The 24,811-nt window shown below is 34.3% G+C and carries 21 protein-coding genes; 11 read left to right on the forward strand and 10 right to left on the reverse strand.

Features of this window, described 5'->3' with window-relative positions:
• Positions 1-44: 44 nt before the first annotated feature.
• Together B8967_RS15995 and B8967_RS16000 are read right to left on the reverse strand one after the other, a co-directional pair.
• On the reverse strand, positions 45-233 hold the full coding sequence (locus B8967_RS15995) for a DUF6496 domain-containing protein (protein WP_047489275.1): 189 nt from the start codon (positions 231-233) through the stop codon (positions 45-47).
• Between the two features lie 11 nt (positions 234-244).
• Complete coding sequence (locus B8967_RS16000; protein WP_047489278.1) at positions 245-718, reverse strand: hypothetical protein; 474 nt, start codon at positions 716-718, stop codon at positions 245-247.
• Positions 719-840: 122 nt separating this feature from the next.
• Here B8967_RS16000 and B8967_RS16005 point away from each other — a divergent pair, with 122 nt between their 5' ends.
• Complete coding sequence (locus B8967_RS16005) at positions 841-2,970, forward strand: S9 family peptidase (RefSeq protein WP_047489549.1); 2,130 nt, start codon at positions 841-843, stop codon at positions 2,968-2,970.
• 69 nt (positions 2,971-3,039) lie between these two features.
• Here the strand turns inward: B8967_RS16005 and B8967_RS16010 are convergent, their stop codons facing one another.
• From B8967_RS16010 to B8967_RS22525, 3 genes are all read right to left on the reverse strand, one after another.
• A complete protein-coding gene (locus tag B8967_RS16010; protein WP_084086736.1) occupies positions 3,040-3,858 on the reverse strand; it encodes a GLPGLI family protein in 819 nt (272 codons plus the stop codon).
• A gap of 45 nt (positions 3,859-3,903) precedes the next feature.
• Positions 3,904-5,034, reverse strand: coding sequence for a TlpA family protein disulfide reductase (locus B8967_RS16015; RefSeq protein WP_084086737.1), 1,131 nt, complete (start codon positions 5,032-5,034; stop codon positions 3,904-3,906).
• An 89-nt stretch (positions 5,035-5,123) separates the two neighbouring features.
• Positions 5,124-5,285 (reverse strand): bacteriocin-like protein, encoded by a 162-nt coding sequence (locus B8967_RS22525; RefSeq protein WP_179140073.1) that lies wholly within the window; start codon positions 5,283-5,285, stop codon positions 5,124-5,126.
• Positions 5,286-5,574: 289 nt separating this feature from the next.
• Between B8967_RS22525 and B8967_RS16025 the strand changes: the two genes are divergently transcribed.
• The 6 genes from B8967_RS16025 to recG all read left to right on the forward strand — a co-directional run bounded on the left by B8967_RS16025 (position 5,575) and on the right by recG (position 13,922).
• Positions 5,575-7,230: a peptide MFS transporter gene (locus tag B8967_RS16025; protein WP_047489299.1), complete on the forward strand. Its 1,656-nt coding sequence runs from the start codon at positions 5,575-5,577 to the stop codon at positions 7,228-7,230.
• Positions 7,231-7,363: 133 nt separating this feature from the next.
• The gene (locus tag B8967_RS16030; protein WP_047489302.1) at positions 7,364-9,118 is read left to right on the forward strand and encodes a peptide MFS transporter; all 1,755 of its coding nucleotides are present in this window, start codon (positions 7,364-7,366) and stop codon (positions 9,116-9,118) included.
• 62 nt (positions 9,119-9,180) lie between these two features.
• On the forward strand, positions 9,181-9,549 hold the full coding sequence (locus B8967_RS22675) for a DUF1016 N-terminal domain-containing protein (RefSeq protein WP_084086739.1): 369 nt from the start codon (positions 9,181-9,183) through the stop codon (positions 9,547-9,549).
• Between the two features lie 117 nt (positions 9,550-9,666).
• Positions 9,667-11,142, forward strand: coding sequence for a peptide MFS transporter (locus B8967_RS16040; protein ID WP_084086740.1), 1,476 nt, complete (start codon positions 9,667-9,669; stop codon positions 11,140-11,142).
• A gap of 46 nt (positions 11,143-11,188) precedes the next feature.
• The gene (locus tag B8967_RS16045) at positions 11,189-11,722 is read left to right on the forward strand and encodes a thioredoxin family protein (protein ID WP_047489311.1); all 534 of its coding nucleotides are present in this window, start codon (positions 11,189-11,191) and stop codon (positions 11,720-11,722) included.
• A 115-nt stretch (positions 11,723-11,837) separates the two neighbouring features.
• Positions 11,838-13,922: an ATP-dependent DNA helicase RecG gene (gene recG / locus B8967_RS16050; protein WP_047489314.1), complete on the forward strand. Its 2,085-nt coding sequence runs from the start codon at positions 11,838-11,840 to the stop codon at positions 13,920-13,922.
• A gap of 604 nt (positions 13,923-14,526) precedes the next feature.
• On the opposite strand, the gene B8967_RS16055 is transcribed toward recG, so the two are convergent.
• The 4 genes from B8967_RS16055 to dapA all read right to left on the reverse strand — a co-directional run bounded on the left by B8967_RS16055 (position 14,527) and on the right by dapA (position 17,345).
• Positions 14,527-14,973 (reverse strand): response regulator, encoded by a 447-nt coding sequence (locus B8967_RS16055; protein WP_084086741.1) that lies wholly within the window; start codon positions 14,971-14,973, stop codon positions 14,527-14,529.
• Positions 14,966-15,547, reverse strand: a complete 582-nt coding sequence (locus B8967_RS16060; protein WP_084086742.1) for a helix-turn-helix domain-containing protein — start codon at positions 15,545-15,547, stop codon at positions 14,966-14,968. The genes B8967_RS16055 and B8967_RS16060 overlap by 8 nt, the downstream gene beginning before the upstream one ends.
• A 289-nt stretch (positions 15,548-15,836) precedes the next feature.
• On the reverse strand, positions 15,837-16,340 hold the full coding sequence (locus B8967_RS16065; protein ID WP_084086743.1) for a GNAT family N-acetyltransferase: 504 nt from the start codon (positions 16,338-16,340) through the stop codon (positions 15,837-15,839).
• 132 nt (positions 16,341-16,472) lie between these two features.
• Positions 16,473-17,345 (reverse strand): 4-hydroxy-tetrahydrodipicolinate synthase, encoded by an 873-nt coding sequence (dapA, locus tag B8967_RS16070; protein WP_084086744.1) that lies wholly within the window; start codon positions 17,343-17,345, stop codon positions 16,473-16,475.
• 107 nt (positions 17,346-17,452) lie between these two features.
• Between dapA and B8967_RS16075 the strand changes: the two genes are divergently transcribed.
• The 4 genes from B8967_RS16075 to recO are packed head-to-tail and all read left to right on the forward strand — an operon-like array spanning position 17,453 to position 22,104.
• The gene (locus B8967_RS16075) at positions 17,453-18,211 is read left to right on the forward strand and encodes a 5'-nucleotidase C-terminal domain-containing protein (RefSeq protein ID WP_084086745.1); all 759 of its coding nucleotides are present in this window, start codon (positions 17,453-17,455) and stop codon (positions 18,209-18,211) included.
• Positions 18,211-19,161: a bifunctional metallophosphatase/5'-nucleotidase gene (locus tag B8967_RS16080; protein ID WP_084086746.1), complete on the forward strand. Its 951-nt coding sequence runs from the start codon at positions 18,211-18,213 to the stop codon at positions 19,159-19,161. Before B8967_RS16075 ends, B8967_RS16080 begins: the two co-directional genes overlap by 1 nt.
• Position 19,162: 1 nt before the next feature.
• On the forward strand, positions 19,163-21,418 hold the full coding sequence (locus B8967_RS16085) for a type IX secretion system anionic LPS delivery protein PorZ (RefSeq protein WP_179140074.1): 2,256 nt from the start codon (positions 19,163-19,165) through the stop codon (positions 21,416-21,418).
• Complete coding sequence (gene recO, locus B8967_RS16090) at positions 21,418-22,104, forward strand: DNA repair protein RecO (protein WP_047489337.1); 687 nt, start codon at positions 21,418-21,420, stop codon at positions 22,102-22,104. The genes B8967_RS16085 and recO overlap by 1 nt, the downstream gene beginning before the upstream one ends.
• A gap of 30 nt (positions 22,105-22,134) precedes the next feature.
• On the opposite strand, the gene B8967_RS16095 is transcribed toward recO, so the two are convergent.
• Positions 22,135-24,789 (reverse strand): MGH1-like glycoside hydrolase domain-containing protein, encoded by a 2,655-nt coding sequence (locus B8967_RS16095; protein WP_084086747.1) that lies wholly within the window; start codon positions 24,787-24,789, stop codon positions 22,135-22,137.
• Positions 24,790-24,811: the final 22 nt, after the last annotated feature.

The following is a 24,811-nucleotide window of genomic DNA, read 5'->3' on the forward strand; positions in this document are numbered from 1 at the left end:
ATAAAAATCCGTGAAGAAGTTCTCCACGGATTTTTCATTAAAGATTATTTGCTTTTCTTTTTTGCAGGCACTTTTAAGCCTTTTTCTCTTGCTTCAGAAATACCGATTGCTACGGCTTGTTTTCTGTTGGTCACCTTTTCTCCGGAAGAAGATTTCAATTTCCCTTCCTTGAATTCGTGCATTACTTTTCCTACTTTGTCCTGAGCCTTATCTGAATATTTTGTCTTGCTCATGATCGTTTTTTTTAAGATTTTACCAGGGATACCCCTAATTCATAAACACAGGCATGTTTCATATATTTTGAACGTTCTCGTGAAGTTACTGACTCAAAGTGATCATTTTTCAGGATAATAATCGGGTCTTCTGCATTTTCGATCTCAAAATTGGCAAAATACCGTTCGTCCGGACTTGTTTTATCATTTCTTGCTTTTATTTTCTGCAATTCATCAGCATATTTTCTAAATCCGGGATCAGATGAATGGATAAATTTATATTCATCGCCTGCATACACATAGTAATGAAGTTTTTTTTCTATTAAACCGGCTTCATCTGTAATCTGAGGGTTATCATTTCCATCTTTAAAACTCACTTCCACTAATGTTCCTCCTTTTTTTTGGGCACATTCTTCAGCGTCTTTAAAACTGGAAAAACCTGTATAAACAATTCTGTCATTCAATACATAACGGTTTAGTTTCTGGTTGTATGCATTTGTTTCCATAATTATTATTTGATTTGATTATACTTAATGATATTCAATTTTTCTGCCAAAAGTCTTATTTGAAAAGCTTTTTTTACACATTTTAATAAAATTATTATCTTTGAAATCCATTAATGCTAGAAATGAAAAAACTATTCTTAACGCTTACGATTGCTGCGGCATTCCAAACTGTATCGGCACAGGAAATTACTTTAGATAAAATATATTCAGGATATTACCGTGGTAAGGGTATTGCCGGGATTACATCTATGAAAAACGGCGAAAACTATCTGGTTATAGAACCGGCAGGAATCGCAAAATATTCTTACAAAACTTCTCAGAAAGAAGGAAATCTTGTAGATGGAAAATTTGAAAGCTATGAATTTTCTGATGACGAGTCTAAAATTCTCTTACAAGTAGGAAGCCAGCCTATTTACAGGCATTCTTTTCTTGGAAAATTTGATGTAAAAGATTTAAAATCAGGAAAAGTAATCAGCTTAAATGAAGGCAAAACTGTTCAGGAGCCTAGATTTTCCCCTGATGCTACGAAAATAGCTTTTATCTCTGATAATAATTTATTCTATCAGGATCTGACTTCCGGAAAGATCACACAAATAACCAATGATGGTAAGAAGAATTCTATTATCAATGGATTGGCAGACTGGGTATATGAAGAAGAATTCGGGCATGCAAGACAATATGAATGGACAAAAAATTCTGATGCTATTGTATTTGTAAAATCTGATGAGAGCCAGGTTCCGGAAATTTATATTCCTATCTATGGAAAAAATCTTTATCCTGCTGAAATGCGTTACAAATATCCTAAGGCTGGTGAAAAGAATTCTGTAGTTTCTGCACAACTATACCGTCTGGACAGTGGAAAAACAATGCCATTGAATTTAGGATCTTTTAAAAACTATTATATTCCCAACGTTTTTCAAACGGCAAAAGCTGATGAAATTGTTTTGATTACTTCCGAAAGAATTCAAAACGCTTCAGATATTTTAAAGGTCAATACTAAAACCGGAGCTGTTCAGAAATTATTTACTGAAACGGATGACAAATGGATTGATACGGATAGTCCTACTTTAGAATTTTTAGAAGACAATTCTTTCCTTTGGGCTTCTGAAAGAGATGGAAACCGTCATTTATACTGGTATGACAAAGATGGTAAGCTTAAGAAGCAAATCACTAAAGGAAACTGGGAGGTAACGGATTATTATGGTTTCAATCCAAAATCTAAAGAAATCTATGTTCAGACTACTGAAAAAGGAAGTATCAACAAGGTAATTTCTAAAGTAAATATTGAAAACGGAAAATCTCAGCTTATCTCTAATACGGAAGGAAACAATTCTGCCAACTTCAGCAAAAATTATAATTATTTCATTGAGACCTCTTCTACGGCTTCAAAACCTTATACTTATGTTTTAAAAGACGGAAATGGAAAGGCTGTAAAAGAACTTCAGAACAATAATGATCAGTTACAAAAATTAAAAACTGATAATTTTGCTGAAAAGGAATTCATTACCATTCCCAATGCAGTAGGTGATCAGATGAATGCATGGATCATGAAACCTAAAAACTTTGATCCTACTAAGAAATATCCTTTATTCATGTTCCAATATTCAGGACCGGGATCTCAGCAGGTTTCCAATTCCTGGGATAACGGAAATGCCATGTGGTTCAATCATTTGGTACAGAAAGGGTATATCGTTGCTTGTGTAGATGGACGTGGAACAGGCTATAAAGGAGCTAAATATAAGAAAGTAACGTATATGAACTTAGGTAAATATGAGATTGAAGATCAGATTACTGCGGCTAAATGGTTCGGTACCCAATCTTATATTGACAAGAGCAGAATCGGAATGTTCGGATGGAGCTTCGGAGGCTATATGACAAGTTTGGCAATGACTAAAGGAGCAGATGTTTTCAAGATGGGAATTGCTGTTGCACCAGTAACCAACTGGAGATATTATGACTCTGTATACACTGAAAGATTTATGAGAACCCCTCAGGAAAATGCTGATGGATATGATAAAAACTCACCTACAGAATATGCTAATTTATTGAAAGGCAAATTCCTGTTGATCCACGGAACAGCTGATGACAACGTACATTTCCAGAATTCCATGGAATTTTCCGAAGCTTTGATTCAAAATAAAAAACAGTTTGATTTCATGGCTTATCCAGATAAAAATCACGGAATTTATGGAGGACAGACAAGACCACAGCTTTATCAGAAAATGACTGATTTTATCTTAAACAATTTATAAGAAAGTACTTCTTACAAATAAAACTTACTATAGATCCCTTTCAAAATTTGAAAGGGATTTTTATTTTGTTCATGGATATTTCACCGCTTTATCCAATTCTATGGGGTTATTAAAAGCTTTTATTTTTTTTCTCTCATTACCTTCGGCAGGTTTCAGCTGTTCTTTGGAGAGAACGGTTCCGTCTTCCAACAACAATTTCTGGCCTTCGCGCATGTTCAAATTTCCATTCAATACATATTTAAAGGGATTGGAGTAGAGATCTAATTTTAATTTATCCAGTTCTTTCTGATTGACAGGAATGGCCCTAGACATAAAATTAGTTAATGAAAGACGCTTGTAAGTATCCGGAATCTTTTCACTCTTAATCACATTAAAATAGTAATTCTTTTGAGTATCATACAATTCCATAATCAATCCCGGTAATCCGTTAAACTTATAAGGTCCGTAGGGCATTGGAATATCTTTAGTAAACCATGCGATCCAGTTTCTTCCTCCGAATTGAGTACTAGCTTTTTGAAGCCGGAAATTATTAGAAACTTTTATACTGTCTGTAATAGTCCACTGTTGCTTGGCTTCTTCAGATAATTTATAGAAGGTTGCATCACCGATATATTCATAGTTTTGAAAGATGTTGTTATTGTTCTTTTTGATAAGGAAAGAAGTCAGCCTACCAGATGTATATTGCCCGGTAACACTGAATATTGAATCATTAATATAATTCAGTCTGTTATAATAGGCCAGATCATCTTTTGTAATATCAAGATAATAATTTTCTCTGGTGATATCTTTTGAAGTTGAATCCTTCTTGTATTTGACATCATAGATAAACCTGTTACTCTGAGAAAAAAACATCACTGTTCCCAGTAGTATAAATAATAAACTTTTCATAATCAATTTTAATTTTTTTACACTTACTTATCCCCTATTCAACTATTACTGTTTTAAATTCTCATTTAAATAAATTTCCAGTTCTTCAGGAGTAATATCTTTTTTAATAATTCTTCCAGAAACATCCAAAAGAAAATTCGTAGGAAATTTATTAATATTATACTGCTTAGCTTTCATACCATTTTCATCTAAAAAATGATCCCAGATAAGTTCCTTTTCTTTAATTACTCTCTTCCAATTGTCTTTATCTTTAGTTCTGTCAGTAGAGATATTTAAAATTTCAAAACCACTATGATGATACTTTAAATATATTTCCTTGTATTTTGGAAAATCATCTATGCAGGGTTGACAATAAGAAAACCAAAAATCTATAAGAGTATACTTAATATCCAACTCCGCCAGAACATGTCTGTTATTAAAAATTAAATCAGGAAATAAACTGCCTAAAGCTATCTTTTCTGATTTTTTTAACTGATCATCAAAAATCAACCCAACAGAAGATTTCTTTACTGAAGTGTTTAGATTATTGAAAATCTGATCGTATCCATTTTTATATCCCTTAGATTCAAATTTTTGTACTAATCTCCAAAATAAAATATAAGAATCCGGTGTTTTTTTTGACAGGCTTAACAACAGAGAATCTTCAGACTGATCAAGTTTTTTATATAAATTTTGCAAACTGTCTGTTGTTATTTTCTCAAGTTTAAAATGATTGCTTTCATTAATACGAAACGTAATGCTATCCAATTCATTTTTTTTAGCTGTATATGATTTCATATAAGATTCATAATTAAGTATTTCATTATAAATCTTATCCTTTCTATTGAGTATAATTTCATTATTTCCAAAATTAAAATTCACTCTACTAGTCTTTTTAGAAAGATAAAAAATGTCTGAAACTTTAAATACTTTATTTTTCCCTGTTTTAAATAAAAAACGAAAAGGTCTGGGAATATCATCATTATAATCTGGAATACTGAAGTTGTAAATATTATTTTTTATAACAGAAGAATCACCAGTAAACCCTTTATAATACTTTTCATTACATGCAGTTAATAACTTTAGCGTTTCTTGATATTGATTTTTAATCTCTTTTCCCGCAACAATTAATTTCTTCTGAGAAAAAAAATTCAGAGAAATGAAAGTGATAATGAATATGAAAAACCTATATTTCATTTAAAGCTTATTTTACAATAATAAATATAACTAAAAACACAAAAAAGACTGAAAACAACAGCCTTTTTTATGTTTTGTCTAGTTTTTCTTTAACAAGATCTTAATTCATAACCTGCATCACAGGCACCAGGTCCACCACATGGCCCACAAGACCCCGTTGATGGATTACAGCATCTGAATGTATCAGCTTTTATATAGCCTCCTTTTAATTCTTTAAGATCTGTTCTCGTTAATTTTCTTAGATTTTTCATAATTGTCTTTTTTATAAAATTGTTCTGTGTCATTGTTGACCTTTCAAAACTAAAAACAAAAATCACCTTAATGGGAAATATGCATTGTATATTATTTGCAATTTTTTATTCATAATATGTGCAATATGTACGTCTTGTAGATGCAAATTGATCAGGTTTTACAAAATTTGATTTTATCCCTTCAGAAATAAAGGGCTTCTATTTATTTCATTAATCATTTCGCTCAGTATTATTTATTTTATCAATTGAAATTAAAAACTTATTTTTGGGAAATTTGAAAATTGATTATATGAAGACTAAACATCCTAAAGGGCTACCCTTCCTCTTTTTCACTGAAATGTGGGAGCGTTTCGGATACTACCTGATTCTTGGAATCTTTGTACTATATGTTATTGAGCCCACAGGTATGAAGGGAGGCCTTGGACTGCCAGACAAAACAGCTGATGATATTTTCGGGACTTATATTGCCCTGACATACCTTACCCCTTTCATTGGCGGATTTTTAGCAGACAGGGTTTTAGGATATATCAGATCTATTTATATCGGTGGATTTTTAATGGCTGCAGGATATATTGGGATGGGAGTTTTCAAAGACCTTCCTCTATTTTATTCATCTTTAGCTTTAATTATCATTGGAAATGGTTTTTTTAAGCCTACAATTTCTACTCTTTTAGGAAACCTGTATTCTGAAGAACCCTATAAAGCCAATAAAGATTCCGGATATAATATTTTCTATATGGGAATCAATATCGGTGCATTTATCTGTAATATTATTGCTGCCTTCATGCGTAATAAATTCGGATGGGGTGAAGCATTCATCACTGCCGGAGTAGGAATGCTGATCGGTATGGTAATTTTCACGATCGGAAGAAAACACTATATCCATGCTGCACAGATGAAACCGGTGCAGGAAGGAGACACCAAACTTTCTGAAATTATGCTTAAAGTATTTGTTCCCGCTATTATTGCCGGAGCAATCGGTTGGTTTATTCCTAACAATATTTTTGGGAGTGACAGCACAGATGCCTTTATATTTGCATGTGTTCCTGTTATTTACTTTTATGCCTCTCTTTATTTCAAAGCTAAACCGGATGAAAAAGCTTCTATTGGTGCCCTATTATCCGTATTCCTGATCAGCATGTTTTTCTGGGCTGTATTTAAACAAAACGGTACTGCCTTGACAAGATGGGCTAATTATTATACAGACAGAAGTGTTCCGGCCTCTTTAGAAAAGCCGCTGGAAGGAATTTACATGGTGGATGGGAAGAGCTATGAAGATAAAGAAACCCCTGTATATGACAACCAATTCAGATCTCAAAAAGATGAAAAGGGGGATACCAGGAAAGAAACAGGAAAAGATGTTTATTTTAAAAATATTTCTCCCGAACAGCGGGCTGCTCTTGAAAAGAATCCTGAAAACAAAGTATATCTGTACAATACTGAATTATTTCAGTCTATTAATCCGTTTTGGGTAATTGCTCTGACCCCTGTCATAGTTGGTTTTTGGGCCCTTTTAAGACGAAAAGGTAAAGAGCCGTTAACCCCTACTAAAATAGTTTTAGGACTATTTATTTCAGGACTATCCTGTTTAGTGATGGTATTAGCAGTAATGGCCGGAGATAACGGAGCTGTAAAAGTTTCTCCTTTATGGCTGGTAGCCAGTTATGGTGTGATTACTATTGGGGAATTATGCCTTTCGCCTATGGGACTTTCTTTTGTCTCAAAACTTTCACCAGCAAGAATTACAGCCCTGATGATGGGAGGATTCTTCCTTGCCAACTCTGTAGGAAACAAGCTTTCAGGGATCCTTGCCAGCACCTGGTATAACTACGAAAACAAGACGAATTATTTTCTTGTTAATTTCGGTTTGTTAATATTTGCTACTCTTTTAGGCCTTTCTATGTTAAAAAGATTAAATAAAATTATGAAGGAAAAAGGGCACTAATCCTTAGTATTTATAAAGAATATAAAGCTGCAGAATGGTTCTGCAGCTTTTTTATTTAAAAATAAAATTAAAACCTTGCCAAAAACCCAAAATAAACTATATTTGTCAGTCTTAACAAAAATTAACAATAGAAATGGATAATATTGAAGCAATAAGTCCGAAACCGGATGAATTTGTAGAGAATAAGAATTCCAGACATCCGAAAGGATTGTGGGTTCTGTTCGGAACGGAAATGTGGGAGCGTTTCAACTTTTACGGAATGAGAGCTCTTTTGACGCTCTTTATGGTAAATTCCTTATTGATAAAAGAAGCTGATGCAGCTATTATCTATGGTGGATTTTTAGCTTTATGTTATTTAACTCCCCTTTTAGGAGGATTTATTGCAGATAAATATATCGGAAACAGATTTGCCATTATCATTGGAGGGTCATTAATGGCCATTGGTCAGTTTTTATTATTCATCAGTGCTTCAACTTTTTCCGCAGATATTGGAAGCGCCAAACTTATCATGTGGCTGGCTTTATTCGTTATTATTTTTGGTAATGGATTTTTCAAACCGAACATCTCATCCATGGTGGGAAGTCTTTATCCAAAACAAGAGAAGTCTAAACTGGATTCTGCTTTCACCATTTTTTACATGGGGATCAACATTGGAGCGTTTTTAGGTCAGTTTATCTGCCCTTACGTAGGAGACGTAAAAGACGCTGCAACAGGAGTAAGAGATATTTTCGCCTTTAAATGGGGATTCTTAGCAGCTTCAATTGCTATGGTTATTGGAACTATTACATTCTTTATCCTTAAAAATAAATATGTAGTAACGCCGGAAGGAAGACCTATCGGTGGATTACCAAAAAACAATACCAGTGCAGATTTTGAAGAAGGGGAAACTCAAACAGCAAAATTCTCGGGAATGGCTTTAGGTATTACCGGACTTATATTTGTTGTTTTATTCTTTGTTTTCCGATATGCATTGGTAGGAGAAATTGGATTTAAAGCTGTAGAAATGGGTCAACTGATCAAAGGAGTTATTTATCCTTTCATTTATTCAGCAGGTATTTCTTTGGCTTTCCTTATTATGAGCTCTGCAGAAAACAAAATTGAAAGACAGAGAATCTGGGTAATTTATATTGTTTCATTCTTTATTATCTTTTTCTGGGCAGCTTTCGAACAGGCAGGTTCTTCATTAACATTTATTGCAGATAATCAAACCGATAGAAACATTTTGGGGTGGAATATGCCACCATCAATGGTTCAGATCTTTAATGGTATTTTCGTTGTGCTGTTAGCCGTTCCTTTCAGTTTGTGTTGGGATAAACTAAGAGCAAAAGGAAAAGAGCCGGTATCACCATTCAAACAAGCAATGGGACTTGCATTAATAGCTTTAAGCTACTTTATCATAGCACATAATGTAAAAGATCTAGGAAACTCAGGTCTACTGGCAATAAAATGGTTAATGCTTCTATACTTCATCCAAACTTGTGGAGAGCTTTGTTTATCTCCAATCGGGTTATCACTGGTAGGTAAACTGGCACCAAAAAGATTCGCCTCATTATTATATGGTGTTTTCTTTATTTCCAATGCAGCAGGATATGCTTTGGCAGGTTCATTAGGAGCTTTGATCCCTGCAACAGGTGATAAATTTACAAAAGCGCAGGAAATAGGAGTAAACCTTCAGGATGTTTTAGATAAAAAAGTAACATTAACCGCTGATCAGACAGCTGCATTTGAAAAAGCTCAGTTACCATTACATAACCCTACTTTTGTAGGATTTGAGATTCACAATTTATTTGAATTCTTCATGGTATTTGTGGTACTTTGTGGTATTGCTTCAGTAATTTTAGCTTTACTTTCACCTATCTTAAAGAAAATGATGCACGGTGTAAACTAAGTGTGTTAACAAAATATGAATAAAACCTCTGCTAAGTCAGAGGTTTTTTTTAATTTCGTACGATGGAAATTTCCGAAGAATCTTTATTCCAATCCGTAAAGGAGATCATTAGACAGTCGCGCGAAAAGGTTTTTCGAATAGCGAATTCTACACTACTGCTTACTTATTGGCAGATTGGAAAACTTATTGTTGAAGATGTACAAAACAATTGGAATGTAAGAGATCTAAAAAGGCAGATGAACTCCCTTCCTTACGAAAGAGTTTTAAAACATAAAGAGTCTTCACCAGAAAACATCCACAGAGTTTTAAAAGATCCCTACATTTTTAAATTTCTTGGCATAAAGGCAGACGAACGGTTTTCTGAAAAAGATGAAACTATTGTAAAATACTCTGTGCTCAATGATAAAAATAATTTATTTACCAGCAAATAACTGCCGTACCTCCCAAAAGAAGAAGAAGAATTAAAACAAATCATCGATCAGGACAGAATTCGTTTTGAACTAGATCAGGATAATAAAAACCCCTAATTAAAACAATCATATATCATTATGAGCTTAACTCTAGAAGAAATACAAAACTTTAAAGGAAAGTATCCAAAGCAACTTTGGACCTTATTCACTGTAGAAATGTGGGAACGCTTTTGTTTTTACGGAATGCGCGGAGTTCTTACAATTTTTATGGTAGACCAGCTGGGACTGCTGGAAGACAAGGCTAATTTACAATATGGAGCCATACAGGCTTTTATTTATGCCTTTACCTTTATAGGAGGTATTTTTGCGGATAAAATCTTAGGATTTAAAAAGTCTCTGGTTTTTGGAGGACTTATTATGGCAGTTGGAAATCTTATTATTGCACTGTCACCTCATGACTTCTTTTATTTTGGGATTACCTGCTCTATTATTGGAACCGGATTTTTCAAACCGAATATTTCCTCAATGGTAGGAGAACTCTACAAGGAAGATGATGCCCGAAGAGATGCGGGATATGGTCTTTTTTATGCCGGAATTAATATTGGCGGGCTTCTGGGAGGAGCACTTTGTGTATATCTTGGAAAATACCACTCCTGGTCATGGTGTTTCCTGGCAGCGGCAATAGTGATGATTTTAGGATTAATTACTTTTTTTGCTACCAAAAAATCATTGGGACCAATTGGTGATTCTCCCCTACAAATTCTTCCTCAATCTAAAAGAACCCTACGTGAGGTTTTAGTTTATATTGGAGCTTTATTAAGCATGCCTCTTATTTTTATTATGGTTAAAAATACCGATTATACAGACTATTTTATGTATTTGATTGGTATCGCTGCCGTGGGATATTTTATCCTAGAAACAGTGAAACAGACAACACCTTATCAAAAGAAGCTTATTGCTGCTTTTGTTTTTATTTTCATGTACTTCCTATTTAATTCCATTTATGAGCAAAGTGGTGGTTCATTGTCTTTATTTGCAAAGGACAACCTTGTTCACAACTTATTGGGATTTGGTATGGATCCTAATGTTATCAACAACAGTGCAAATTCATTTTTCATTATTATTTTCAGTCCTCTAATCGGGTTAGCTTGGGTAGGCTTAAACAAAAAGAAGCTTGAGCCCAATACTATTAATAAATTTGGAATTGGATTTTTATTTCTCGCTGCCGGATTTTTCTTATTCTACAGTTTAAGATATTTTGCAGGTGCAGATGGTAAATCATCTCTTAATTTATTTACCTTTACGTGGCTTGTTATCACATTCGGAGAGTTGTGTTTAGGTCCTATTGGGATGTCTATTATTACAAAACTATCTCCTAAAAAGATGTTTGGTATGATGATGGGGCTTTGGTTTCTAGCCAGTGCATTCGGGCAGTTTGCAGCAGGGAAAATTGGAGCAAGTTTATCTGAATCAAATACAGGGAATACCAATATGAGTAAACTGATCGCCTATACTGATGGATACAAAACTCTGGGAATCTATGCATTAATTGCAGGTGTGGTATTGATTTTGCTATCATCCTTCGTAAAAAAATTAATGCAAGATGTAAAATAAAGAATAAACTATTATGCTTATTTTTACATAAATATCACAAATCATTATGAAGAAAATTTTAAGCATAGTACTCTTATTATTATTGAATTTTAGTTTTGCACAAATAAAGTGGATGACTATTGAGGAAGCTTTAAAAGCTCAGAAAACGCATCCCAAAAAAATTCTTATTGATTTTTATGCAGACTGGTGCGGACCGTGTAAGATTATGGATAAAAAAACATACGGTCATGCCGTGATTTCCCAGATCTTAAATGAGAATTACTATCCTGTAAAATTTAATGCTGAAGAAAAAAATAGTGTTGAAATCTTTGGAAGAACATTCTCAAATCCAAATACAGAGCATAAAAAAGGAAAAAATTCTCTGCATGAGTTTACACAATATATGAATGTAGGGGCTGTACCAAGTACTGTTTTTCTGGATGAGCATGGAGATCCAATCACCATTCTACAGGGAGAATTATCCGCCAAAGAGCTGGAGCCCTATCTGGAACTCATCTCAAAAGATTTATTTAAAAAGATCCGTACCAGAGAACAGTGGGAAGATTACCAGAAAAAGTTCAAATCTAAAATCAAAGACTAATATAAATCAAAGGCTTTCAGAATCTGAGAGCCTTTTTTAGATATTTACACCAATATTTTGGTGCTAAAAATTTTAAATCCCAGCTATTTTACCGAAATTAGGGCTCGTTTTTTAAATGACTTTAGATACTTCAATAGAATATGTAAAAGGAATAGGTCCTGAAAGAGCCAAACTCATCAAAAGTGTGCTGGGCCTTTCCACCGTGGAAGATCTTCTGAACTTCTACCCTATCCGCTATCTGGATAAAAGTAAAATTTATACAGTCTCTCAGCTTGAGGAAAGCAATCTTGATATCCAGCTGAAAGGGAAAATCACCCAGATACAGGAAATCCAGACCGGAAAAACAAAAAGACTTTCCGCCAAATTTAATGACCATACTGGCAGTATAGATCTTGTATGGTTTCAATATTCAAAATGGCTGAAGGAACAGATTCCTATCAACCGTGATGTGTATATCTTTGGAAAGATCAATGTTTTCAACAGGCAGTTTTCTATGCCACATCCGGAAATAGAAGCTGAGGAAAGTAAAGACAGTGACGTCCGCCTGAAACCTATTTATCCAAGTTCTGAAAAACTTACCAAAAGGGGGCTGGGCCAAAAATTCTTTCAAAATGCTCTCAGGAATATCTGCAAAGAGATTCCTCAACTTATTGAGGAAAATTTCCCGGAATATTTAATGAAAACCTTCAAGTTTATCTCAAGGCAGCATGCTTTTCTGAATGTGCATTTCCCAAAAGATATGGAGCATTTTGATAAGGCTGACTTCAGACTTAAATTTGAAGAGTCATTCTTTTTCCAATTGGGCTATGGCTTAAAAAAGCTTCATCATAAAACCCAGTCTCACGGCAATCCTTTTCCCATTATTGGGGATCATTTCAATGATTTTTATGAAAATCACCTTCCTTTTGATCTTACAAATGCTCAGAAAAGGGTTTTAAAAGAAATCCGTATGGATATGAAAAAGCCTATTCAGATGAACAGGCTTTTACAGGGTGATGTAGGCTCCGGAAAAACAATGGTAGGATTACTTACCATGCTGATTGCAATGGATAATGGTTTTCAGAGCTGTATGATGGCTCCTACAGAAATTCTTGCCCAGCAGCATTATAACGGAATGAAGGATTTATTACAGGAAACAAATATCAATATCCGGCTTCTCACCGGCTCTACCAAAGCTTCTGAAAGGAAAATTATTCACGCAGAGCTTGAAAGTGGCAGTCTTTCTATTCTGGTTGGCACTCATGCTGTATTAGAAGATAAGGTTAAATTTAAAAATTTAGGACTCGCTATTATTGATGAGCAGCATAGATTCGGAGTAGCACAACGGGCTAAACTTTGGGCAAAAAATAAAATTCCGCCTCACATTCTTGTGATGACCGCAACTCCTATTCCAAGAACATTGGCAATGAGTTTTTATTCAGATCTTGATGTGTCTGTGATTGATGAAATGCCAGTGGGAAGAAAACCTATAATTACTGCTCACAGGCGTGAAAAAGACAGGGCGTATGTGTACAATTTCTGTAAAGATGAGATCAAGAAAGGCAGACAAATTTATTTTGTTTATCCACTTATTGAAGAGTCTGAAACTTTAGATTACAAAAATCTGATGGAGGGGCTAGAACATGTCATGGAATACTTCTCAGATTATAATGTCACCATGCTTCATGGAAAAATGAAACCTGATGAAAAAGATGCTGCCATGACTTATTTTGCTTCAGGAAAAGCAGAAATTATGGTAGCTACAACGGTTATTGAAGTGGGAGTCAACGTTCCTAATGCATCTGTAATGGTTATTGAAAGTGCAGAAAGATTTGGTCTTTCACAACTTCACCAGCTTAGAGGACGTGTAGGAAGAGGAGCAGAACAAAGCTATTGTATTTTGATGACTTCAGATAAATTATCTAAGGAAAGCAGGACCCGTATCAGAACAATGACAGAGACCAATGATGGTTTTAAAATCTCGGAAGTCGACATGCAACTTCGAGGTCCCGGAGATATCCTGGGAACTCAGCAGAGCGGTGTCGTAGATTTCAAAAGATTAGACCTTATCAATGATTCGGCAATCATTAAGACTACAAAAAATACTGTAGACAGAATTCTGGAGGCTGATCCAATGCTGGCAAGACCTGATAATCTCATCATCAAAAATTATTACATCAGGTATTACAAAGGAAAGAATAAGTGGAGCAAAATTTCATAAAAAAAACCGCAGAAAATCTTTCCTGCGGTCCCCTTATAAAACTGTTATTTAGAAGAAATTACTTCTTGTCTGCCTAAAGAAAATTTATTTTAATAGTTTAGGTTTAATATTTTGTGATGTGGTGTGAAAATATTTATGCATTATTTGAATAGATTTCAAACCATAACTATTAAAATAAATTATAAAAAAACAAAATGAATTATTTTTCCAACTTGCTTATTATAAAAACTAACTGAATATAGAGGGAGACGAGGGAATGAAACGAATAAATATGTCTCCAACTACTTTTGAGTTTTCATGATTGTACCGTTTTGTTTAAAGATCTTCTATGCTTTATAATTGGAAATTAATATAATTCATTTTGTTAAATAACATCGTGATTTATATAAATACTTGTTGTGAAACAATTACTCTTCATTCATCTGTATCTTTTATTTATATCAAATTTGTGTCACTGATTCTATACTACAAAAGTCTGCATTTTTATTGAAAACCTTTTTATATTATTTCAGCTATTAATTATAAAATTTTCACCTATTTGTGAATACTATGTGATAAATATCGTTAAATAATCAAAAAATGGAATTAAAAAAACTATCACTACTTACACTTTCAGAATAAAATTCTCTTTATTTAAACCTGAAGTATGATACTGCCAATTGATCGTAATAACTTCTGTGAGTACTTTTTTCAGCTGATCAAATGCCTCCGGTTTTTTGATATACACATTTCCTCCTTTTACAAAGATATCTTCCACTTCATTTTCGGGAATTGATTCAGAATATATGGCTATTACCATATTGTTAAACTTCTGGTTATCCCTAATCTCCTCAATCCATTCTAAACTATTTTTCTCAGGAATTTCATACCTCATAAAGACAATTTCAGGAATAACAGCCTCTTCATTATTCAGATACTTCATTAAGGATATTCCACTGTTAAAACATTGAACTTTTATAGAAATTTTTAGCTCTTTAAATATATTTTTAAAAAAAATTAGAGTGTTTTCATTATCATCTGCTACGATTACGTTCAGAAATTCTTTATTCATACTGCATTTTATGGTTTATGGCCGTATTTTGGGCTCTGCGTCTTTTCCCTAGTATTTTTTGAAACTGGGAGGGGGTGATTCCGGTTGTATTTTTAAACTGAGTACTTAGATGGGCTACACTGGAGTAATTCAATTTGTGGGCGATTTCTGTGAGGCTTTGCTTATTTCTTATAATTAACACTTTAGCATGTTCTATTTTTTGCAAAATAATAAAGTTCTCAATAGAAGTAAAAGCAACTTCTGAAAAAAGATTGGAAAGATATCCATAGCTATGATTCAGCTTTTCAGAAATATAAATAGATGCTTTTACAGGGATAATCTCTTCAGAAAAAACAAGTTCTACGATAGCATCTTTTATCTTTTGTACCAAAGCCGTTTTCTGGCTTTCAATAATTTCGATACCATACTCTCCAAGATGTGTCTTAAAAAGATGATGTTGTTCCTGCGTTAGGGGTTCGTAAAACTCTACCTCTCCAAAGTTCAGCAACCTGTATTTCAGCCCGTGTTCTTTAAGTTTTTCATCTAACACTTTCTTACAGAGAGTGTTGAAATCAAATTTTACATACATTTTCATCCTATTATAGTAAGTCAAATTTTCAGTAAATATAATGATTTATTTCAATTAAATGTGAAATAGGTTTCTTTTTTTCGACAATGTATCCACAAAAAAATTCCTGCATTCAAGAATACAGGAATTTAAACACTAAGGATGAAAAAAATATACTGATAAAAAGCTAAATCAGCTCAAAACCAAGCATATGAATGTATTATTAAAAGTGATTTGGTTCTGAAGCAAAGATGAATCAAAAAAAGAAATCACTTGTTATAGAATTACAAGAGAAAGTTACAAGATTTTAAGTCAATTATTTGTGAATTAGAAACTCCATCAAAAAATCGTCCATTACAAACCCTCTTCCAATATCAAAAGTTCCTTCCCCAAACACCTTGTATCCCTGGGATTCATAAAAATTTCTGGCAGAATTATATTTATTAACATTCAAAATAATTCTTTCATTTCCATTTTCAGCTACTTTAAGATTCAAAAATTGAAGTGCTTCTTTTCCAAAGCCTTTCCCTTTACTTTCCGGAACCAAATAAATACGGTGGAGCTTTGTGGTCTGGGGTTCATAATCGTGTTCATATCCGATAAAACCTTCAAAAGAACTGTTATTCTCATCCTGAATCAGATAATAATGATAATCCGGATTTTGGAGATGATTTTCAATCTCAGTCTCAGAATACATTTCTGCAAGCATATACTCCATCTGTTCAGCCGAAAGAATATCTGCATAAGCATTTTCCCAGGATCTTCTTGCTAAATCCTGAATCAAAGGAATGTCTTTTACCATCGCTTCTATTAATTTCATTATTTTTATTTTATGATTAAAAAAAAGTGAAAAGTCTGAACTTTTCACTTTATGAGATTATATCAATGATCTGTTTTCAACAATGAATCGGTCTATATTAATCTCTATTCATTGCTGACGGTTGATATTCTATTAAATATTTGCCATTTCAGCTTTAATCTTTGCATAAAGTCCTTCTGAAGCAGGAACCAAAGGAAGTCTAAGGTGGTTTTTAATAATTCCTTTTTCAGCAAGAATTACTTTAATCCCGCAAGGATTCCCTTCAGCAAAGATTAAACGTGTGATTTCAACCAGCTTATTATGAATTTCATAAGCTTCTTTTACCTTTCCTTCAAAAGCCAGCTGTACCATTGTGGAAAACTCCTTAGGGTATCCCTGTCCAATCACAGAAATTACACCATTTCCACCAGCCAAAGTCACAGGAAGTGTATACTCATCATCTCCGGAAACTAATGAAAACCCTTCAGGTTTTTTTCTTAAAATATCAAAATACTGAAGAATATTGGGTGCTGCTTCCTTGATCATAAAGAGATTAGGAAATTCCTTTGCAATACGAATAGTAGTATCTGCATCAATATTCTGCCCTGTTCTTGAAGGAACATTGTAGATGATGATTTTTTTCCCTGTGGAAGCCAATACCTTGTAATGTTGGTAAAGTCCTTCCTGGTTAGGCTTATTGTAATATGGAGATACAGAAAGCACTGCTTCAAATGCAGAAAGATCTGCTTCTTCAATCTGTTTCTTTACTTCAAGAGTATTGTTACCGCCAATTCCTAATACCAAAGGAAGACGTTTATTATTTACATTAATGATATGCTCAATTACCTGTTTCTTTTCTTCATCAGAAAGCGTAGCGGCTTCTGCCGTAGTTCCCAATACTACCAAATAATTGGTTCCGTTTTCAATATTGTATTCAACAAGTTTGGTTAAACTGTCGAAGTCAACGGATAAATCTTCATTAAAGGGTGTTACCAATGCAACACCTACTCCTTTTAAAATGCTCATCTGTTCGAATTATTTTTGTCAAATTTAATAATTTACAATAAGAATTTGTAATAAATAATAATGTTTTATTATTCATATGGTTATATTTGCATATACTAAAAGATATTATGAAAAATAAATTCTTGTTACTAGGAATTGCTCTGGCATCGCTTACCGCCTGCAAAACAGCATCCACGCTGCAGCTTGCAAACGTACAGCCCCAGCAGAATATTTCTATTAATAACGAGCTAAAGAATGATGAGGAGTTTGTAAAGGTAATTGAACCTTATAAAGAGAAACTGGACCGGGAAATGAATCAGAAAATTTCTCATACAAGTGTAGACCTTACAAAGCAGGGAGACAACAGTAATCTCGGTAATCTTTTAGCAGATTATACATTTGAAGGAGGGAATGAGTGGGCAAAAATAAATCTTAAGAAAAATGTAGATGCTGCCTTGATCAATATCGGAGGAATCCGTACAACCATTGGAAAGGGTGATATTATGCTGAAAAACGTTTTTGAAGTAATGCCTTTTGAAAATGAGGTGATTATTGTTAAAATGAAAGGGGCTGATCTTCAGGGTCTTTTTGATTATTATGCAAAAACTCAAGTCAACAACCCTGTTTCCCATCTGTATATTGAAACAAAAAACGGACAACTTAATCAATCGTTAATTAACGGACAAAAAATAGACACTGGTAAAGACTATTATATCGCTACCTCAGACTATCTTGCTTTGGGTGGAGATAATATGAAATTCTTTGCCAAAGGAGAATCAATTCCGACAGGAATAAAACTTAGAGATTTATTTATTGAATATTTCAAGAAAACTCCGGAAGTAGTTCCTAATACAGATGTTCGTTTAAATTTTATCGGTAAAAAGTAATGGATAGAAAAAGTTTTTTAAAAGCAATAGGTGGTGGAACTTTAGCAATGGCTTTAGCTCCTAATATGATGAAGGCGGAAGGATTAGCTATTCCTGGATTACAATCCGCAACTAAACTGACTATTCTTCATACCAATGATCAGCATAGCAGAATAGAGCCTTTTGATGCAAGCTATACCAAAAATCCAAATCAGGGAGGTTTTGCCAGAAGAGCTAGCTTAATTCAACAGATCAGAAATCAGGAATCTAATGTATTACTTCTTGATTCCGGAGATATTTTTCAGGGAACTCCCTATTTTAATTTCTTTGGGGGTGAGCTGGAATTTAAATTAATGTCCATGATGAAGTATGATGCTTCTACCATGGGAAATCACGATTTTGATAATGGTTTAGATGGATTTTCAAAGGTTCTTCCTACTGCAAAGTTCCCATTTATCTGTTCTAATTATGATTTCAAGAATACGATACTTGACGGGAAAACTTCTCCTTATAAGATCTTTAATAAAAACGGTATTAAAGTAGGAATTTTTGGAGTAGGCATCCAGCTGGATGGTCTTGTGGGTAAAAAGCAATATGGAGAAACTGTATACTCTAGCCCCATTGATGTAGCACAGCATTATTCAAACTTTCTGAAAAAAGACCAAAATTGTGATCTTGTAATCTGTCTTTCCCACATTGGGTATGATTACAAAGACGAACCCAATAAAATAAGTGATAAAATTTTAGCTGCCAGTACAGAAAATATTGATATTATTTTAGGCGGCCATACCCACACTTTCCTTCCTGAACCTCAAACTTTCACCAACAGACAAGGTAAGAAGGTCTTGGTTAACCAGGTTGGATGGGCAGGGCTCCTTTTGGGAAGAATAGATTTTCACTTTGATACAAATAAAAACGTACAGCATATCTCCTGGAACAATCAGGTAATAGACAGCAGCATAATAGCATAATATGAAAAAACTCTCTTTAATTTCTCTTGGTATTTTAGCATCCCTGCAGTTTACAAAAGCGCAGGTCATTTCATCAAAAAAATGGTCAGATCTTTTTTCCTACAATAATGTCCTGGCCATGAAAGAAGACAATGGAAAAATAATAGCCGCAACAGAAAACGGATTATTCTATTATACTATAGGAAGTGGAGAGATTACAAAACTGTCTAAAGCTAACGGACTCCATAATATCGGAATCACCGCTTTCGATTATAATTCACAAACCAAGACAGGTCTTATTGGGTATTCCGATGGATCTATGGATGTGATTACTCCTCAGGAAATTAAATACATCGTTGATATTCCAATTGCCACAGGTTACAACGGAAATAAAAAAGTTAACCATATTTCTATCACAGGAGATAAGGCGGTTATTTCTGTAGGGTATGGAGTCTCTATATTTGATCTTAAAAAGAAAGAGTTTGGAGATTCTGCATTTTTCCTTAGCGGAGGGATATATGAAGCCAGTAATGAAGCGACCATATTCGGAAACAAAATTTATTCTGTAACCAATACAGGATTGAAAAGCCATGAGATCAATACTACATTTCCTGTATTTTCTACATGGACAACAGAAGTTCCTGGAGCATTCAAAAATATAGATGCTGAGTCTGAATTGGTGTTTTCATCCGCCACCTCTGCATTCATGTATAATAATGGTACTCCCACTCCACTTCCTGCCAGTTTTGCAAATATTCAGGATGTGGTGATCACCCAAAATAATATTGTAGTAACCGATAACAGAATCTATACCTTTGGACTCAACGGCATTTCTTTAAATGCTATAAGTCTTGGAGAAGATTGTAATACAGCTACAATAGCGGGTGGAAAAGTGTTTGGAGGAACTGTATTATCAGGAATAAAAGATGAAGGTAACAATACTTATAAACCTTCTGGTCCGTATTTTAATTTTGCCTATAAATTAAATCTGTACGATAACAATCAGATGCTTGTCTCCAGTGGGGCAAGAGCAGATATTTATAACTTCCCGGTAGAAAATCCTAAAAAACCAGGGTTCTATTATTTTAATGGTACCGAATGGATATACCCTTCCTATTTTAATAAGACGAATATAGGACAAGTCAATGTACTTGATGCAGTCATGAGCCCTATCAGCAACAATGAAGTATTCTTTACCAATTATACCATGTTTAACAATGGAGTCTATAAAATGAAATACAATGCAAGCAGCAAAGACTTTGAATTGGTAAAATATTATAATGTAGGGGGCGAACCTTTTTACCGACGTCCTGTAGGTTTTGCTACAGATGCTCAAAGTAATATATTTGTATCTATTGGATTTACAGATAATGGTATTCCATCAATGGGAATTTACGATAAAGCAGCAGATGATTTTACCATAAAAAAATATACTATTGCAAGTTCAGGTGTGCAAAAACCAGTTTTATATGAAAACATGCTTTGGACACCTCTACCGAGAACAAATAATTTCTGGGTATATGACTATAAAAATGCAACTAATCTTTCTGACGATACTGATTATTTATTAAAGGAATCTAATGGAATTGCAGGTGAAGGAACTTTATCTGTAGCATTTGATAAATCCGGAGATGCATGGATTGGCAGTGATAATGGGTTAAGAATTCTTCCCAACGCAGCTTCTGAGATAAAAACTCCAAGTCCTACAGCATCCCCTATTATTATAGAACAAAACGGTCTTCCGGAAGAACTTTTCAGAGACTCACAGATTCTTCAGATTGAAGTAGATGCTGGGGATTATAAGTGGGTATCTGTAGAAGGTGGTGGGGTATACTATCTTTCTTCTAATGGAGAAAAGACAATAAAACATTTTACAAAAGAAAACTCCCCCCTTCCTACCAATAGTATAACAGATATCAAGGTAGATAAGAAGACCGGTAAGGTATATTTCGTCACCTATAGCGGTATTGTAACTTATCAGGGAGATGTTGCAGATGTAAATTCAAATTTTGGAGATGTATTAGTTTACCCGAATCCTGTAGTATATTCTAACTTTAAAGGAAAGGTTACCATTAAAGGTCTGGCAGAAAAAACGAACATAAGAATTGTAGATGCAGCAGGAAATGTAGTACATTCGGCTGTGGCAAGAGGAGGCTACTATGAGTGGGATCTTAACAATCAGAGAGGAACAAGAGTAGCTTCAGGTATTTATTTTGTATTAATGACTAATGAAGACGGTTCTGATAAAGCTACAGCCAAAATAGGGGTAGTCAATTAATGAATTCACAAAACGGATTTTTACTTTCATTTATAAAGTACGGAGAAAATGATGCTGTACTGCATTGTTTTACAGAAGAGGAGGGTTTTCAGACTTATTTTCTTAAAGGGGTTTACTCCAAGAGAAATAAAAAGAAAGCCCTGCTGCAGCCGTTGAGCAAACTCAGCTTTTCCATAAACCCAATAAGAGGTAACGGCATAGCATCGGTATCAAAGTTTGAACTGGTAAAAAACAATGATATTTATAATGATATAAAAGTAAATACCATTATTTTTTTTATTTCGGATTTCCTTAGTCAGATTCTTAAATTTGAAAATAAAAACCTCACTATATTTTTTAGTATTGATGAATTTATTGATCAGCTTATCAACAAAAATTATCAATCACATCTTCTTTTTTTACTCGCTGTTTTAAAAATTCAGGGAGTTGCTCCATTAATTGGTGAAGGAAGATTTTTAGATCCGGAAACGGGCACTTTTTCAGCCAGTTCCACCCACCATATCTTCAGTGAAGAAATCTCATTACTATGGAGAACAGCTCTCACTGCCGAAAACTTTTACACGACTAAAATCCATTCTTCCATGAGGAAAGATTTCCTGGATAGTCTTTTGGTCTATTACCATTATCATATCACCGATTTTAAAACACCTCCTTCATTGGAAATTATACAGCAGATATTCGAATAGAGTAAAGATAACCAGCAAATTTGTTTTTCACTATTTCGCTTCCTCGGGCATTTCAGTTTCAGATTCTGCAATTTCTTTTTTGGTGAATCTTGGCTGCAGAATTTTTGCGATCAATCCCGTCCAGCCTGTCTGATGAGAAGCACCTACCCCACGGCCATTATCACCATGAAAATATTCATAAAATAAAATATAATCTTTAAAATCCGGATCCGTCTGGAATCTTTCGTACTGACCATTCACTGGGCGTTTCCCATTTTCGTCTTTTAAAAATATTTTTGAGAGTCTTTTACTTAAAGAATCCGCTATCTGATCCAGATTAGAATAATTTCCACTTCCTGTAGGGTATTCTACCATAAAATCCGGGCTGTAGTAGAAGAAAAAACGCTGAAGGCTTTCAATAATAAGAAAATTAATAGGAAACCAAATGGGTCCACGCCAATTACTATTTCCGCCAAAAAGCCCGCTATCACTTTCTGCAGGGGTGTATTTCACACAATAATCCGTTTCATTAAGCTGTAAAGTATATGGATTTTGTTCATATTCTTTCGACAAAGCTCTGACTCCATAATCACTTAAAAATTCCTCCGTATTCAGCATCCTGCTCAACAGTCTTTTTAAACGATGGCCGCGAAGCAAAGATAAGAGGTGTTTAGAATCCTGTCCTTTAACTTCCCATCTTGAAACCAGAGAAGCGAGTTCCGGTTTATTTTCCAGTACCCATTTCATTCTCTTCTTAAAATTGGGAAGATTTTCAATCATTTCGTCATCTATGACCTCAACGGCAAACATTGGTATCAACCCTACAATTGTCCTTAACCTTAAGTACATATGGGTATTGTCACTGGAGGCAATCGCATCATAAAAAAATTCATCTTCCTCATTCCAAAGGCTGAAATTTTCATCCCCCATATTATCCAATGAATGGGCAATAGACAAGAAGTGTTCAAAAAACTTCATAGCCATTTCTTCGTACACCTTGTTATATAATGCCAGTTCGAGTGCTATTCTCATCATATTCAGTGCAAACATGGCCATCCAGCTTGTCCCGTCAGCCTGTTCGAGCTGCTCACCATTGGGAAGTGCAGAATTCCTGTCGAAAACGCCAATATTATCAAGCCCTAAAAATCCTCCTTCAAAAATATTATTCCCGTTACTGTCTTTTTTGTTCACCCACCAGGTAAAGTTCATCAGCAGTTTCTGAAATGCACTTTCAAGAAATTCAAGATCCGGTTTACCTCTTATATATTCATCAATTTTAAACACTCTAAAAACAGCCCATGCATGTACCGGAGGGTTAACATCGCTGAAATTCCATTCATAGGCAGGAAGCTGACCGTTAGGATGCATATACCATTCAAACAGGAAAAGTTTAAGCTGATGTTTGGCAAAATCAGGATCAATTAATGAAAAGCTGATAGTATGGAAAGCCAGATCCCAGGTTGCATACCATGGATATTCCCATTTATCAGGCATGGAGATAATATGGGCATTGTTTAGATGCTTCCAGTCATAATTTCTTATTTTATCCCTGGATTTTGGTGGTGACATTTCTGCAGGATCTCCTTTCAGCCATTTTTCAACATTATAATGATAGAACATTTTATTCCAGAGCATTCCTGCAAATGCCTGTCTCTGCACCATTTTTTCATCTTCTGACTGAATTCCCTTCTGTACTTCAGCATAAAATTCATCTGCTTCTTTCTGTCTCAGATTAAAAATAGGATCAAAATCATTAAAGGGTTCTTTCAATTCTTTATCCGTCATCCTGAATTCAAAGGTTTTTGACTCTTTACCTTTAAAATCTTCATCAATAAAGAACGATGCTTTTGTGCCTACATTTTGGGAGTTAACCGACTGTGCATTCCCTGTCAATATAAAATTATTAATCCCGTCTTTGCAGTATTCTGATATATTAGGTGACTGATAAAGTCTTTTGTTATTGGTTTCATTATCACAAAACAAAGTCTTTATAGATTGTTTTGCATAGATATTTTTTATTTCAAGGTCTTTATGACTTAGTCTGATATGATCTGCTTCATGGGCGCTCATCTCCGGTTGATACTCATCATAGCCCCAATTCCATGTATTTCTGAACCAGACAGTAGGCAGTATAACAAGAGAAGATTCTTTTTCAGCCTTGTTGATAATGGTAAGTCTTATTAAAATATCATTTGGACCTTCTTTAGCATATTCAACGAAAATATCAAAGTATTCATTAGTATCAAAAATTCCTGTATCAATGAGCTCATATTCAGGTTCTGTTTTATCTCTTCCTGCATTGGTTTTCACAAGATCTGCATATGGGAAAGCATTTTGCGGATATTTGTACAACATCTTCATATAAGAATGGGTAGGGGTAGAATCCAGGTAATAAAAGTATTCCTTTACATCTTCACCATGATTTCCCTGCCCGTTGGTAAGACCAAAGAACCGTTCTTTCACCATTTCATCCTTTTTATTCCAGAATCCGACAGAAAAGACCAATTGCTGAAGGTCATCACAGATGCCACATATCCCTTCTTCACCCCACCTATATGTTTTAGCTTCTGCAGTATTATGACTGGTATAATTCCAGGCATCCCCGTTCTCACTGTAATCCTCACGTACAAGTCCCCATTCACGGTTACTTACATAGGGGCCCCACTTTTTCCATGAAATATCTGAAATTCTCTGTTTTTCTGACATAATGAAATCATTAATAATTCAA

It is taken from the genome of Chryseobacterium sp. YR221 (assembly GCF_900176315.1).
GTDB classification, from domain to species: Bacteria; Bacteroidota; Bacteroidia; order Flavobacteriales; family Weeksellaceae; genus Chryseobacterium; species Chryseobacterium rhizosphaerae.